Raw genomic sequence first — 14,039 nt, 5'->3', positions numbered from 1 at the left:
GTCGGCGGAGAGTCGGTCGGACAGTCGCCGTTCCATATTGTTCCGCAATATGGGAGGGAGGAAAGTCCGGGCTCCATAGGGCAGAGTGCCAGGTAACGCCTGGGAGGCGCGAGCCTACGGAAAGTGCCACAGAAAACAACCGCCTAAGCGCGCAAGCGCCGGTAAGGGTGAAAAGGTGCGGTAAGAGCGCACCGCGCGGCTGGTAACAGTTCGTGGCTAGGTAAACCCCACTCGGAGCAAGACCAAATAGGGATCCGTTGGCGTGGCCCGCGCTGGATCCGGGTAGGTTGCTAGAGGCGGCCAGTGATGGTCGTCGTAGAGGAATGACTGTCCTCGACAGAACCCGGCTTACAGACCGACTCTTCCCCTTTTTTCTCCTCGCCCTCCTTCGTGAAGCTGTCCTAAAAGCGGCTGAAAGCCCTCTACTTCATAATCGCCTTTAAGTGTGCAATTCAGCTTATTGATTTTGCTGAACTTGTTTCTCATTACTTGCGATTTTTCTCTCTCATAGTCAGCTAAATCGCCGTCCCATAAGGATTTTTTCATTTTCCTCTGCCTTGACGGGTGGGGTAGGGCGTTCCTATAGTGTGCGTAAGGTGGTACGAAGTGGCATAAAGTGGGTTTCAGTGGGCAGGGAAGCTTGCAGTCAGGGGAAGCGCGACCGTGTTTCGCGGGGCAAATGCCGTCAGTCTGGACGCCAAGGGGCGAATTTCGATGCCCGCCCGGTATCGTGAGGAATTCATGGCGCGTTCGGCGGGGCAACTTATCGTCACCATCGATGCGATGGACCCCTGTCTATGCATATACCCCCTGCCGGAGTGGGAGCTCATCGAGTCCAAATTGCGTGAGCTTCCCTCGCTGCGTGAGGAAACTCGCCGTTTGCAGCGTCTCTTGATTGGTAATGCTGTGGATCTCGAACTGGATGGCAGCGGGCGTTTCCTGGTCCCGCCACGCCTGCGGGAGCATGCGAGTCTGGACAAGCACGCAATGCTGGTCGGCCAACTGAACAAGTTTCAGCTGTGGAACGAGGATGCCTGGACCGCGATCGCAAATGCGGATCTGGCGGCTATCAAACAACAACCCGGCGATCTGCCGGGCGAATTGCGCGACTTGATCCTGTGACTATGAATAGCGGCTTCAGCCATATCACCGTGCTGCTCGAGGAGGCGGTCGATGCTCTGTCCGTCCGGGAGGGCGGCTGCTATCTGGATGGCACCTTCGGGCGAGGCGGGCACAGCAGGCTGATTCTCGAACGTCTTGGAGCGAAAGGTGTTCTGCTGGGGTTCGACAAGGATCCTCAGGCAATCGCTGCCGGGCAGGCGCTGGCCGCCGAGGATGGCCGCTTCGTCATCGTCCAGCGCAGTTTCGCCGAACTGGCGGACGAAATGGTGGCGCGCGGGCTGATCGGCAGGGTCAGTGGCGTGCTGTTCGATCTGGGCGTGTCCTCGCCGCAGCTGGACGATCCTGAGCGTGGCTTCAGTTTCCTCAACGATGGTCCACTGGACATGCGCATGGACCCAAGTCGCGGTGTGAGTGCGGCCGAATGGCTGGCCCAAGCCTCTGTCGAGGAAATTGCCCGCGTATTCAAGGATTATGGCGAGGAGCGCTTTGCCAGGCGCATGGCCCAGGCCGTGGTGCAGCGCCGCCAGGATAGGCCGTTCGAGCGTACTGCCGATCTGGCTCAGGTCCTGGCTGCCGCCAATCCAGCTTGGGAGAAGGGCAAGAATCCGGCAACGCGTGCCTTCCAAGGCTTGCGCATCCACGTCAATAACGAGCTGGGCGACCTCGAGCGGGGGCTTGATGCTGCGCTAGAGGCGCTCGAGGTTGGTGGCCGTCTGGTGGTAATCAGCTTCCATTCACTGGAGGACCGCATCGTCAAGCGGTTCATGCGGCGACAGGCCAAGGGCGAGGCTGACAAGCTGCCGCGTGATCTACCAATACGCCCGGCTGTCTTCGAGCCGCGCCTCAAGCTGATTGGCAAGCCGCAGTATGCCTCCGAGTCTGAACTCAAGGCCAATCCGCGTGCCCGCAGCGCAATCATGCGTGTGGCGGAGAAGCTGCGATGAGCCGCATTTCGGATAAGACCATGCCAGCTGGCAGTGTGCTGATGCTGGTGCTTTTCATTGCCTCCCTGTTCTCGGCCATTGCGGTGTCCTACAGCGCCTACTGGAATCGCCAGCTGCTCAATGCCCTGTACGGCGAACTGAGCGAGCACGACAAGCTACAGGCCGAGTGGGGCCGGTTGATTCTCGAGCAGAGCACCTGGACCGCGCATAGCCGGGTCGAGACCCTGGCCGCTGAGACCTTGAAGATGCGTATTCCCGATGCAGCAGAAGTACGGCTGGTGGCGCCATGATGAGGCTTGAGGGTGCGCTCTATCCGTGGCGTTTCCGTCTGGTGCTGATTCTCCTGGCTCTGATGGTGGCTGCCATCGCCTGGCGCATCGTCGACCTGCACGTCTTCGATCACGATTTCCTCAAGGGGCAGGGTGATGCGCGCAGCATGCGGCACATCCCGATTCCAGCGCATCGGGGGCTGATCACCGATCGCAACGGCGAACCGCTGGCAGTCAGTACTCCGGTCACCACCCTGTGGGGCAATCCAAAGGAGTTGGCCGGTGCGCGCGACCAGTGGGCCACCTTGGCCAAGGCTCTGGGGCAGGACGAGAAAGCGCTGACTGAACGTCTTGAGCAACTGGCTGGGCGCGAGTTTGCCTATCTGGTCCGTGGGCTGACCCCGGAGCAGGGGCAGGCTGTACTCGACTTGAAGATCCCTGGTGTCTACGCCCTGGAAGAGTTCCGGCGTTTCTACCCGGCAGGCGAGGTCACCGCCCACGTGCTGGGTTTTACCGACATCGACGATCATGGGCGCGAGGGCATTGAGCTGGCCTTCAACGAATGGCTGGCTGGCGTGCCCGGCAAGCGCCAAGTGCTCAAGGACCGTCGCGGTCGGCTGATCCGTGATGTGCAGGTGGTGCAGAACGCCAAGGCCGGCAAGACGCTGGCGCTATCCATCGACCTGCGACTGCAGTACCTGGCGCATCGGGAGTTGCGTAATGCTATCACTGAGGTCGGTGCCAAGGCGGGTACTCTGGTGATGCTCGATGTGAAAACCGGCGAAGTGCTGGCAATGGTCAATCAGCCGACTTACAACCCGAACAACAAACGCAATCTCAACCCGGCGGCCATGCGCAATCGTGCCCTGGTCGATGTGTTCGAGCCCGGCTCGACGATGAAGCCGCTGTCCATGAGCGCTGCGCTGGAGACTGGACGTTGGAAGCCGGAGAACAAGGTGGAAGTGGCCCCTGGCCGGCTGCAGATCGGACGTTACACCATTCGCGATGTTTCGCGCGCCGAGGGCGGTGTACTGGATCTGACCGGCATCCTGATCAAGTCGAGCAACGTCGGCATGAGCAAGGTGGCCTTCGATATCGGCGGTGCATCCATCCACTCGCTGATGCAGCGTGTTGGTTTCGGCCAGGATACCGGTCTGGGCTTTCCCGGCGAGCGGGTGGGTAACCTGCCCAATCATCGCGAGTGGCGCAAGGCGGAAACCGCCACCCTGTCCTATGGCTATGGTCTCTCGGTAACGGCTGTCCAACTGGCCCACGCCTATGCCACCTTGGCCAACGATGGGCGCTCGGTACCGCTGGCACTGGCCCGGCAGGAGCAGGCGCCGGAGGGTGTGCAGGTCATCTCTCCGAGCGTTGCCAAGACCATGCAGGGCATGCTTCAGCAAGTTGTCGAGGCTCCGGGTGGTGCATACCGCGCCAAGGTGCCGGGCTATCACGTGGCAGGCAAGAGCGGTACTGCACGCAAAGCCAGCGTGGGTGCCAAGGGATACAAGGAAAAGTCGTATCGCTCACTGTTCGCCGGCTTCGCTCCAACCAGCAACCCGCGTATCGCCATGGCCGTGGTAATTGATGAGCCGAGCAACGGCACCTATTTCGGTGGCCTGGTTTCGGCGCCGGTATTTGGCAGGGTCATGGCTGGCGCGCTGCGCTTGATGAATGTGGCACCGGATAATCTGCCGCCGCCGGCTGAGACGAAGACTGCCGGCAAGGATGTGTCCGGCAAAGGAGAGCGTATCTGATGCCCATGCCACTCAATCAACTGTTGCCCCAGGCCGAGAGTGCGGTGCTGATCCGAGAGCTGACCCTGGACAGTCGGCAGGTACGCCCCGGTGATCTCTTTCTCGCCGTCCCTGGGGAGCAGCAAGACGGCCGCAGCCATATCGCCGATGCTCTCGCCCGGGGCGCGGCCGCCGTGGCCTACGAGGCCGAGGGGGCAACGATGTTCGCTGGCAGCGGTATGCCGCTGGTTCCCATCAGAGGACTGGCCAAGCAGCTGTCGGCGATTGCCGGCCGCTTTTATGGCGAGCCGAGCCGGGCCTTGTGCCTGATCGGAGTGACTGGTACCAACGGCAAGACCAGCGTCAGCCAGCTGCTCGCCCAGGCTCTGGATATGTTCGAAGAGCGTTGCGGCATCATAGGTACCCTGGGCAACGGTTTTCATGGTGCGCTACAGAGCGGCCGCCATACCACGCCCGACCCGATCAGTGTGCAGGCAACTCTGGCGAACCTGAAGCAGGCCGGTGCCCGTGCGGTGTCCATGGAGGTATCGTCTCACGCTCTTGCACAGAGCCGTGTGTCGGCGCTGGACTTCGATATGGCGGTCTTCACCAACTTGTCCCGCGACCATCTGGACTATCACGGCACCATGGATGCCTATGCTGCGGCCAAGGCTCGACTGTTCGCCTGGCCTGGCCTGCGCTGCCGAGTGCTCAATCTGGACGACGCCTTCGGCCGGCGCTTGGCCGAGGAGACGCATGCGTCTCGTGTGATTGGCTACAGCCTGGAGAATCGCTCTGCCCAGCTGCACTGTCGCCAAGTGCATTTCGACGAGCAGGGCGTGCGGGCCGAGGTGGTGACCTCACAGGGCGAAGGCTTGCTGCACAGCCCGCTGCTGGGACGCTTCAATCTGAGCAACCTGCTGGCAGTGATCGGTGCGCTGCTGGGGCTGGATTACGCACTGGACGAAATCCTCCACGTCATGCCGCAACTGCAGGCTCCGGCCGGGCGCATGCAGCGCCTGGGCGGCGGCTCCAGGCCGTTGGTCGTGGTGGATTACGCCCATACCCCGGATGCCCTGGAGAAGGTACTGGAGGCCCTGCGTCCGCATGTTCGCGGGCGTCTGCTGTGCCTGTTCGGCTGCGGCGGCGACCGTGATCGAGGCAAGCGTCCGCTGATGGCTGCGGTCACCGAACGCCTGGCCGATGCGGTACTGGTCACGGACGACAATCCCCGCACCGAATCTCCGGAACAGATATTCGCCGATATCCACAGCGGTATCAGCGCGCCGGAAAAAGTTGCCTACATGCATGGGCGTGGCCAGGCCATTGCTCGCCTGATTGCCGGTGCCGAGGTGGGCGACGTGCTGTTGCTAGCTGGCAAGGGGCATGAGGACTACCAGGAGATCAACGGCGTACGCCAGTCTTTTTCCGACATCGAGGAGGCCACCAAGGCCCTGCACGCCTGGGAAGTAGCTCATGCTTAAGGCTTTGTATCTGAGCGAAATCGCCGGTCTGCTGCAGGGGAACCTGGCAGGGGCCGATGTGGCATTCGATTCGGTCGGCACTGACAGCCGGGCGATCCGTCCGGGACAATTGTTCGTCGCGCTGGTCGGACCACGCTTCGATGGCCATGCCTTTCTCGCCGAGGCTGCTATCAAGGGGGGCGTGGCCGCCCTCGTTCAGCGCACGATACCGGAGGCGGGACTGCCGCAGTTGCAGGTGGCCGATACCCGAGTTGCCCTCGGCCTGCTGGGCAGCTTCAACCGCCGGGCCTACAGCGGCCCCTTGGCCGCGGTGACCGGCTCCAGTGGCAAGACCACGGTCAAGGAAATGCTCGCCAGCATCCTGCGTACCCGCGGCCCGGTATTGGCGACCCGCGGCAACCTGAACAACGATCTGGGCGTGCCGCTGACCTTGCTGGAGCTGGCGCCCGAGCATGTCGGTGCGGTGATCGAGCTGGGCGCTTCTCGGATTGGCGATATCGCCTATACCGTTGGCCTGACCCACCCGCAGGTGGCAATCATCACCAATGCCGGTACGGCTCATGTCGGCGAGTTCGGTGGGCCGGAGAAGATCGTCGAGGCCAAGGGCGAGATACTCGAGGGCCTGCCGGCCGATGGCGTTGCCGTGCTCAACCGTGACGACGCGGCCTTTGCCACCTGGCAGCGGCGCGCTGCTGGACGGCGTGTGTGGAGCTTTGCGCTGGACGCGGCCGATGCCGACTTCCAGGCGCGGGATATCCGGCCCGACGCTCGCGGCTGTCCGGCCTTCACTCTGCAGGGGCTCGCTGGCGAGACACGCATCCAGCTCAATCTGCTCGGCCGGCACAATGTGGCCAATGCCTTGGCGGCGGCAGCCGCGGCCCATGCTCTGGGTGTGCCGTTGGTCGGAATTCAGGCCGGGCTGGAAAGCCTGCAGCCAGTCAAAGGCCGCGCCGTGGCGCAGCTTGCGCCGAGCGGCGTACGAGTGATTGATGACAGCTACAACGCAAATCCCGCGTCAATGTGCGCGGCTATCGATATACTCGCCGGCTTTTCCGGACGCACTGTCCTTGCCCTCGGCGACATGGGCGAGTTGGGGGCCTGGGCCAAGGAGGGCCACCGCCAGGTCGGCGCCTATGCCACCGGCAAGGTTGATGCCCTGTATGCCGTGGGACCGCTGATGGCCCATGCGGTCGCGGCGTTCGGAGGGGGCGGCCGGCATTTCGCCGACCAGGCCACCCTGCTCGAGGCCCTGCGCGGCGAGCAGCATCCTGATACCACCATTTTGATCAAGGGTTCGCGAAGTGCGGCGATGGACAAGATCGTCTCGGCTCTCTGCGGTTCCGGCGAGGAGATTCATTAAATGCTGCTGCTGCTGGCAGAGTATCTGCAACAGTTCCATACCGGTTTCGCGGTCATTCAGTACCTGACACTGCGCGGGATTCTCGGGGTGCTGACTGCCCTGGTCCTGGCGCTGTGCCTGGGCCCCTGGATGATCCGGATCCTGCAGATCCGCCAGATCGGCCAGGCGGTACGCGACGATGGTCCGCAGTCGCACCTGTCGAAGAAGGGCACGCCGACCATGGGCGGTGCGCTGATCCTGTCCGCCATCGCCATCAGCACCCTGCTCTGGGCCGACCTGTCCAATCGCTACGTCTGGGTCGTGCTGGCCGTGACCCTGCTGTTCGGCGCCATCGGCTGGGTCGATGACTACCGCAAGGTGATCGAGAAGAACTCCCGCGGCCTGCCGAGCCGCTGGAAGTATTTCTGGCAATCGGTTTTCGGGCTCGGCGCCGCGCTCTTCCTTTATATGACTGCGCAGACCCCGGTTGAAACCACTCTGATCCTGCCGTTGATCAAGACCATTGAGATTCCCCTCGGCGCTGCCTTCATCGTGCTGACCTATTTCGTCATCGTTGGCTCGAGCAATGCAGTGAATCTGACCGACGGCCTCGACGGGTTGGCAATCATGCCCACGGTGATGGTCGGTGGCGCACTGGGCATCTTCTGCTATCTGTCCGGCAACGTGAAATTTGCCGAATATCTGCTGATCCCGAGCGTGACGGGTGCCGGCGAGTTGATCGTATTCTGCGGTGCGCTGATTGGCGCCGGCCTCGGTTTTCTCTGGTTCAACACCTATCCGGCTCAGGTCTTCATGGGGGACGTGGGGGCCCTGGCGCTAGGAGCGGCGCTCGGCACCATCGCCGTGATCGTCCGTCAGGAGGTAGTGCTGTTCATCATGGGTGGGGTGTTCGTCATGGAAACCCTGTCGGTGATGATCCAGGTTGCTTCCTTCAAGCTCACCGGCAAGCGCGTGTTCCGCATGGCGCCGATCCACCACCACTTCGAGCTGAAGGGCTGGCCGGAGCCACGGGTGATCGTGCGTTTCTGGATCATCACCGTGGTTCTGGTGCTGATCGGCCTGGCGACTCTGAAGCTGCGCTGAGGGCAGGAAATGAACCTGATCGCTTCTGACCAGTTCCGCATTGTCGTTGGCCTCGGCAAGAGCGGCATGTCCCTGGTGCGTTTTCTGGCGCGTCAGGGCGTGCATTTTGTTGTGGTCGATACCCGCGCCAATCCTCCGGAGCTGGCCACGCTGAGAGCGCAGTTCCCTCAGGTCGAAGTGCGCTGCGGTACCCTGGACGTGGATTTCCTCTGTCGTGCCAGCGAGCTTTACGTCAGTCCCGGACTGGCGCTGGCGACGCCGGCGCTACAGGAGGCGGCAGCACGCGGGGTGAAGCTGTCTGGCGACATCGAGTTGTTCGCCCGTCATGCCAAGGCGCCGATCGTCGCCATTACCGGCTCCAACGCCAAGAGCACGGTGACCACCCTGGTTGGCGAGATGGCCCGGGTGGCCGGCCGGCGCGTGGCGGTAGGCGGCAATCTGGGCACGCCGGCCCTCGATCTGCTGGACGACGGCGTCGAACTGTATGTGTTGGAGCTCTCCAGCTTCCAGTTGGAAACCACCGACCGGCTGAATGCCGAGGTCGCCACCTGCCTCAACGTCAGCGAAGACCACATGGATCGCTATGCCGATCTGCAGGCCTATCATCTGGCCAAGCATCGCATTTTCCGCGGTGCCCGCCAGGTGGTGGTGAACCGGGACGATGCGCTGTCCCGCCCGCTGGTCGCCGACCAGCTGCCGTGCTGGACCTTCGGTCTCGGCAAGCCGGACTTCAAGGGATTCGGTCTGCTGGAGGAGAGCGGCGAGAAGCACCTGGCCTTCCAGTTCGAGACGCTATTGCCGGTCCGCGAGCTGAAGATCCGTGGTGCCCACAACCAGTCCAACGCCCTGGCGGCACTGGCGCTGGGCCATGCGGCCGGCTTGCCGTTCGCGCCGATGCTCGAGACCCTGAAGAGCTTCGTCGGACTGCCACACCGTTGCCAGTGGCTGCGAGAGCGGCGCGGGGTGAGTTATTACGATGACTCCAAGGCGACCAACGTCGGTGCTGCGCTGGCAGCGATCGAGGGGCTGGGGGCGGACATCGACGGCAAGCTGGTACTGATCGCCGGTGGCGACGGCAAGGGGGCGGACTTTTCCACCCTGCGCCAGCCGGTCGCCGAGCATTGTCGCGCCGTGGTGCTGCTCGGACGCGATGCCGAGCACATTGCGACAGTGCTGGATGGCGTCGTACCGCTGGTCCGGGTCAGGACGCTGGCGGAAGCGGTTGAGCATTCGGCTGCCCTGGCCGAGGCGGGCGATGCCGTACTGCTGTCGCCAGCCTGCGCCAGCCTGGACATGTTCCGGAGCTTCGAGGAACGTGGGCAGCAGTTCGCTCGGGCGGTGGAGGTGCTTTCCTGATGCTCGCCCTGCTGCGTCCCTATCCATCCCCGGTATTCAACCGGCGCGGCTTCGATGTCGACTTCCCAATGCTGGCAGGCTGCCTGGCCCTGCTCGGCCTGGGCCTGGTGATGATCACCTCGGCATCCTCCGAGGTGGCGGCGGTGCAAGCCGGCAACACCTTTTATTACATGGTCCGTCATCTGGTGTATCTGCTGATCGGCATCGTCGCTGGTGGCGTGGTGATGCTGATACCGCTGGAAACCTGGCAGAGCATGGGCGGCAAACTGCTTCTGGCTGCCTTCGGTGTGCTGATCCTCGTGCTGGTCCCGGGTATCGGCCGCGAGGTGAACGGCTCGATGCGCTGGATTGGCTTCGGCGCCTTCAACGTCCAGCCGTCGGAGATAGCCAAGCTGTTCGTGGTGATCTATCTCGCCGGTTATCTGGTACGCCGCGAGGATGAAGTGCGCCGCCGCTGGATCGGCTTCATCAAGCCGATCATCGTACTGATTCCGCTTGCCGGACTGCTGCTGCTGGAGCCGGACTTCGGCGCCACCGTGGTGATGCTGGGCTCCGCCGCGGCGATGCTGTTCCTCGGCGGAGTCGGCCTGTTCCGTTTCACCCTGCTGGCTGCTGCCGCTGTCGCTGCGGTGTTCGTGCTGGTGCAGACTCAGGAATACCGCCTGCAGCGCCTGATCACCTTCACCGATCCCTGGGCCGACCAGTTCGGGGCCGGCTATCAGTTGACTCAGGCACTGATCGCCTTCGGCCGTGGCGAATGGTTGGGGGTCGGACTCGGCAACAGCGTGCAGAAGCAGTTCTACCTGCCGGAAGCACATACCGACTTCGTCTTCTCCGTACTGGCCGAGGAACTGGGCATGTTCGGTGCGCTGGCGACCCTTGGCCTGTTCACCTTCGTTTGCGTGCGGGCTCTCTACCTCGGGCTGTGGGCGGAGAGGGCCCGGCAGTATTTCTCGGCCTATGTGGCCTATGGTCTGGCCTTCCTGTGGATCGGCCAGTTTCTCATCAATATCGGGGTGAATGTCGGCCTCCTGCCGACCAAGGGGCTGACCCTGCCCTTCCTCAGCTATGGCGGCAGCTCGCTGGTGATCTGCTGTGTCAGCCTGGGCCTGCTGCTGCGTCTGGACTGGGAGCGTCGTACCCAACTGGGCAACGAGAACGCACGCTTCAGCGAGAAGGATTTCGCCGAGGATCATGAGGAGCAAGCCGATGGGCGCTAATGTACTGATCATGGCCGGTGGTACCGGGGGCCATGTGTTCCCGGCGCTTGCCTGTGCCCGCGAGTTCCAGGCGCGTGGCTATGCCGTGCACTGGTTGGGCACGCCGCGCGGGATCGAGAACGATCTGGTGCCCTCGGCCGGGCTGCCGCTGCATCGGATCCAGATCGCCGGGCTGCGAGGCAAGGGACCGGGTGTCTTGCTCAAGGCCCCATTCCATCTGCTTCGGTCGCTGTTCCAGGCCCGTCGGATCATACGCGAGCTGCGTCCTGTATGCGTGCTGGGCATGGGCGGATTCGTCACTGGTCCTGGCGGCGTGGCGGCGAAGCTGGCCGGTGTACCTCTGATCATCCACGAGCAGAATGCCGTGGCCGGTACTTCCAACCGGGCATTGGCGCCGCTCGCCAGTCGGGTCTGCGAGGCCTTTCCGGATACCTTCGGTGCTGCCGGCAAGCGTCGTACCACCGGCAATCCGGTGCGCCCCGAGCTTTTTCTGGAAGCACCGCGCCAGGCCCTCGACGGACGCAGGCTGCGGCTGCTGGTCCTGGGCGGAAGCCTGGGTGCCGAGCCCCTGAATAAGCTGCTGCCTGCGGCACTGGCATTGATTGCTGCAGAGCAGCGGCCGGAGATCCTCCATCAGGCTGGCCGACAGCACCACGCGATCACCGCGGAGCGTTACCGCGAAGCCGGAGTCGAAGCCGAGGTCGTGCCCTTCATAGAGGACATGGCTCGCGTCTACGCCTGGGCCGACTTGGTGGTCTGCCGTGCCGGTGCCTTGACCGTGAGCGAACTGGCTGCTGCCGGGCTACCTGCACTGCTGCTGCCGCTGCCCCATGCCATCGACGATCACCAGACCCGCAATGCCGATTATCTGGCACGGGAGGGCGCGGCTTTCCTTCTGCCCCAAGCGACCACGGCGGCTGCCGATCTGGCCGCACGCCTGACCGAGGTATCGATGCATCCCGAGCGACTCGAAAGCATGGCCGACAGTGCTCGCCGTCTGGCCAAACCCGAGGCGACCCGCACGGTCGTGGATATCTGCCTGGAGGTGGCGCGTGGTTAAGTCCAAGGATGCGATCCAGGCTGAAATCCGTCGCATGCGTCGTATCGGACGCATTCACTTTGTCGGTATCGGCGGGGTTGGCATGTGCGGTATCGCCGAGGTGCTGCTGAATCTGGGTTACGAAGTCTCCGGCTCCGACCTCAAGGCCTCGCCGGTCACCGCGCGTCTGGAAAGCTTCGGCGCGAAGATCTACATCGGCCATCGCGCTGAGAATGCCGCCACCGCTGACGTGCTGGTGGTTTCCAGTGCGGTGAACAGTTCCAATCCTGAGGTGGCGACTGCTCTGGAGCGACGTATTCCGGTGGTGCCGCGGGCGGAGATGCTTGCCGAACTGATGCGTTACCGGCATGGCATCGCTGTGGCCGGTACCCATGGCAAGACTACCACTACCAGTCTGATCGCCTCGGTGTTCGCTGCCGGCGGGCTGGACCCGACCTTCGTCATCGGCGGGCGTCTGAACGCCGCTGGCACCAATGCTCAACTCGGCAGCAGTCGCTATCTGATTGCCGAGGCCGACGAAAGCGACGCCAGCTTCCTGCACCTGCAGCCGCTGGTGGCCGTGGTCACCAACATCGATGCCGACCACATGGATACCTATGAAGGCGACTTCAGCCGGCTGAAGAAGACCTTCGTGGATTTCCTGCACAACCTTCCGTTCTACGGGCTGGCGGTGCTCTGCGTGGATGATCCGGTGGTGCGCGAGATCCTGCCGCAGGTTGCCCGCCCGACGATCACCTACGGCCTCAGCGAAGATGCCGATGTGCGCGCCATCGACATTCGCCAGGCCGGAATGCGTACCTACTTCACCGTACTGCGTCAGGGGCGTGCACCGCTCGAAGTCTCGGTCAACATGCCGGGAGTGCACAATGTGCTGAATGCTCTGGCCACCATCGCCATCGCCTGCGACGAAGGCATCGACGATAACGCCATCATCCAGGGACTGTCGGGCTTCCAGGGTGTCGGCCGGCGCTTTCAGGTGTACGGCGAGCTGCAGGTCGAAGGCGGCAGCGTGATGTTGGTCGACGATTACGGTCATCACCCACGCGAGGTCGCTGCGGTGATCAAGGCGGTTCGTGGCGGCTGGCCGGAGCGGCGTCTGGTCATGGTCTACCAGCCGCATCGCTTCACCCGGACGCGCGACCTTTACGACGACTTCGTACAGATTCTGTCCGACGCCAACGTATTGCTGATGATGGAAGTCTACCCGGCCGGTGAGGAGCCGATTCCCGGGGCCGACAGCCGCAACCTGTGCCGCAGCATCCGGCAGCGCGGCCAGTTGGATCCGATCTATGTCGAGCGTGGTGCGGATATCGCGCCGCTGCTCAAGCCGCTGCTGCGTCCCGGCGACATCCTGCTCTGCCAGGGCGCCGGTGATATCGGTGGCCTGGCTCCGCAACTGCTCCTGAATCCGTTGTTCGGCGGCCAGCCCGAAGCGGTCGCCCAGAGGGAAACGTCATGACTCACGCCCTGCAATCCACACTGGCTCCGCAAGCCTTCGGTCGTGTCGCCGTACTGTTCGGCGGCAAGAGCGCCGAGCGCGAGGTTTCCCTGAAGTCCGGCCAGGCCGTGCTGGAGGCGCTGCAGAGCGCCGGGGTAGATGCCTTTGGCATCGACGTCGGCGACGACCTGCTCGAGCGACTGAGCCGCGAGCGGATCGATCGTGCCTTCATCGTCTTGCATGGCCGTGGCGGTGAGGATGGCAGCATGCAGGGCCTGCTCGAATGCGCCGGCATTCCCTACACCGGCAGTGGTGTCCTCGCCTCCGCCCTGGCGATGGACAAGCTGCGCACCAAGCAGGTGTGGCAGAGTCTGGGTCTGCCGACGCCATGCCACGCGGTGCTGGCCTGCGAAACCGATTGCCGTGCCGCTGCGCAGGCTCTCGGTTTTCCGCTGATCGTCAAGCCGGCCCACGAGGGCTCGAGCATCGGCATGGCCAAGGTGGATGATCTCGACGAGCTGATTGCCGCCTGGCAGGCTGCCCGTGCCTATGACCCCCAGGTACTGGTCGAGCAATGGATCCAGGGGCCGGAGTTCACCGTCGCCCTGCTGCGCGGCCAGGTGCTGCCCCCGATCGGCTTGGGTACACCGCACAGTTTTTACGATTACGACGCCAAGTATCTGGCTTCGGATACCCAGTACCGGATTCCCTGTGGGCTCGACGCCGGCCAGGAGGCGGAGTTGCAGGGGTTGTGTTCGCGTGCCTGCGAAGCCGTGGGTGTGCAGGGTTGGGCCCGGGTCGACGTGATGCAGGATGCCGAGGGCCGCTTCTGGCTGCTCGAGGTCAATACGGTGCCGGGCATGACCGATCATAGTCTGGTGCCGATGGCTGCACGCGCTGCCGGACTGGATTTCCAGCAATTGGTGCTGGCGGTTCTGGCCGACAGCGTCGAGGCAAGGGGCTAAGC

The 14,039-nt window shown here is 63.4% G+C and carries 12 protein-coding genes and 1 other RNA gene; all 13 read left to right on the top strand.

Going from position 1 to position 14,039, the window contains the following annotated elements:
* Window positions 1-8: 8 nt before the first annotated feature.
* The 13 genes from rnpB (at window position 9) to GCU53_RS07060 (ending at window position 14,037) form a co-directional block, all read left to right on the top strand.
* An RNA gene (gene rnpB / locus GCU53_RS07120) (RNase P RNA component class A) lies at window positions 9-367 on the top strand.
* A gap of 296 nt (window positions 368-663) precedes the next feature.
* A complete protein-coding gene (gene mraZ, locus GCU53_RS07115) occupies window positions 664-1,122 on the top strand; it encodes a division/cell wall cluster transcriptional repressor MraZ (RefSeq protein ID WP_152386996.1) in 459 nt (152 codons plus the stop codon).
* Window positions 1,123-1,124: 2 nt separating this feature from the next.
* Entirely contained in the window at window positions 1,125-2,066 is a 942-nt protein-coding gene (rsmH, locus tag GCU53_RS07110; protein WP_152386995.1) for a 16S rRNA (cytosine(1402)-N(4))-methyltransferase RsmH, read from the top strand.
* The gene (ftsL, locus tag GCU53_RS07105; protein ID WP_152386994.1) at window positions 2,063-2,356 is read left to right on the top strand and encodes a cell division protein FtsL; all 294 of its coding nucleotides are present in this window, start codon (window positions 2,063-2,065) and stop codon (window positions 2,354-2,356) included. The genes rsmH and ftsL overlap by 4 nt, the downstream gene beginning before the upstream one ends.
* Window positions 2,353-4,092 carry a peptidoglycan D,D-transpeptidase FtsI family protein gene (locus GCU53_RS07100; protein ID WP_152386993.1) on the top strand — a complete coding sequence of 580 codons (1,740 nt, stop codon included), beginning with the start codon at window positions 2,353-2,355 and terminating at the stop codon, window positions 4,090-4,092. The genes ftsL and GCU53_RS07100 overlap by 4 nt, the downstream gene beginning before the upstream one ends.
* Entirely contained in the window at window positions 4,092-5,555 is a 1,464-nt protein-coding gene (locus GCU53_RS07095; protein ID WP_152386992.1) for a UDP-N-acetylmuramoyl-L-alanyl-D-glutamate--2,6-diaminopimelate ligase, read from the top strand. Before GCU53_RS07100 ends, GCU53_RS07095 begins: the two co-directional genes overlap by 1 nt.
* On the top strand, window positions 5,548-6,915 hold the full coding sequence (locus GCU53_RS07090) for a UDP-N-acetylmuramoyl-tripeptide--D-alanyl-D-alanine ligase (RefSeq protein ID WP_152386991.1): 1,368 nt from the start codon (window positions 5,548-5,550) through the stop codon (window positions 6,913-6,915). Before GCU53_RS07095 ends, GCU53_RS07090 begins: the two co-directional genes overlap by 8 nt.
* Complete coding sequence (mraY, locus tag GCU53_RS07085) at window positions 6,916-7,998, top strand: phospho-N-acetylmuramoyl-pentapeptide-transferase (protein ID WP_152386990.1); 1,083 nt, start codon at window positions 6,916-6,918, stop codon at window positions 7,996-7,998. It abuts the gene before it with no gap.
* Window positions 7,999-8,007: 9 nt separating this feature from the next.
* Entirely contained in the window at window positions 8,008-9,354 is a 1,347-nt protein-coding gene (murD, locus tag GCU53_RS07080; RefSeq protein WP_152386989.1) for a UDP-N-acetylmuramoyl-L-alanine--D-glutamate ligase, read from the top strand.
* The gene (ftsW, locus tag GCU53_RS07075) at window positions 9,354-10,574 is read left to right on the top strand and encodes a putative lipid II flippase FtsW (RefSeq protein WP_152386988.1); all 1,221 of its coding nucleotides are present in this window, start codon (window positions 9,354-9,356) and stop codon (window positions 10,572-10,574) included. Before murD ends, ftsW begins: the two co-directional genes overlap by 1 nt.
* Window positions 10,564-11,634, top strand: coding sequence for an undecaprenyldiphospho-muramoylpentapeptide beta-N-acetylglucosaminyltransferase (gene murG, locus GCU53_RS07070; RefSeq protein WP_152386987.1), 1,071 nt, complete (start codon window positions 10,564-10,566; stop codon window positions 11,632-11,634). The genes ftsW and murG overlap by 11 nt, the downstream gene beginning before the upstream one ends.
* Window positions 11,627-13,093 (top strand): UDP-N-acetylmuramate--L-alanine ligase, encoded by a 1,467-nt coding sequence (murC, locus tag GCU53_RS07065; protein ID WP_152386986.1) that lies wholly within the window; start codon window positions 11,627-11,629, stop codon window positions 13,091-13,093. Before murG ends, murC begins: the two co-directional genes overlap by 8 nt.
* Entirely contained in the window at window positions 13,090-14,037 is a 948-nt protein-coding gene (locus GCU53_RS07060; RefSeq protein WP_152386985.1) for a D-alanine--D-alanine ligase, read from the top strand. Before murC ends, GCU53_RS07060 begins: the two co-directional genes overlap by 4 nt.
* Window positions 14,038-14,039 lie beyond the last annotated feature (2 nt).

Origin of the sequence: Azotobacter salinestris (genome assembly GCF_009363155.1) — a bacterium.
GTDB classification, from domain to species: Bacteria; Pseudomonadota; Gammaproteobacteria; order Pseudomonadales; family Pseudomonadaceae; genus Azotobacter; species Azotobacter salinestris.
The sequence above is the reverse complement of the archived record's forward strand: the minus strand, read 5'-3'. Positions and strand labels throughout refer to the sequence as shown.

Bases quoted from the DNA above. Each gene is read 5' to 3' on its own strand.
- rsmH (WP_152386995.1), top strand. From the start codon at position 1,125: ATGAATAGCGGCTTCAGCCATATCACCGTGCTGCTCGAGGAGGCGGTC.
- ftsL (WP_152386994.1), top strand. From the start codon at position 2,063: ATGAGCCGCATTTCGGATAAGACCATGCCAGCTGGCAGTGTGCTGATG.
- GCU53_RS07100 (WP_152386993.1), top strand. From the start codon at position 2,353: ATGATGAGGCTTGAGGGTGCGCTCTATCCGTGGCGTTTCCGTCTGGTG.
- GCU53_RS07095 (WP_152386992.1), top strand. From the start codon at position 4,092: ATGCCCATGCCACTCAATCAACTGTTGCCCCAGGCCGAGAGTGCGGTG.
- GCU53_RS07090 (WP_152386991.1), top strand. From the start codon at position 5,548: ATGCTTAAGGCTTTGTATCTGAGCGAAATCGCCGGTCTGCTGCAGGGG.
- mraY (WP_152386990.1), top strand. From the start codon at position 6,916: ATGCTGCTGCTGCTGGCAGAGTATCTGCAACAGTTCCATACCGGTTTC.
- murD (WP_152386989.1), top strand. From the start codon at position 8,008: ATGAACCTGATCGCTTCTGACCAGTTCCGCATTGTCGTTGGCCTCGGC.
- ftsW (WP_152386988.1), top strand. From the start codon at position 9,354: ATGCTCGCCCTGCTGCGTCCCTATCCATCCCCGGTATTCAACCGGCGC.
- murG (WP_152386987.1), top strand. From the start codon at position 10,564: ATGGGCGCTAATGTACTGATCATGGCCGGTGGTACCGGGGGCCATGTG.
- GCU53_RS07060 (WP_152386985.1), top strand. From the start codon at position 13,090: ATGACTCACGCCCTGCAATCCACACTGGCTCCGCAAGCCTTCGGTCGT.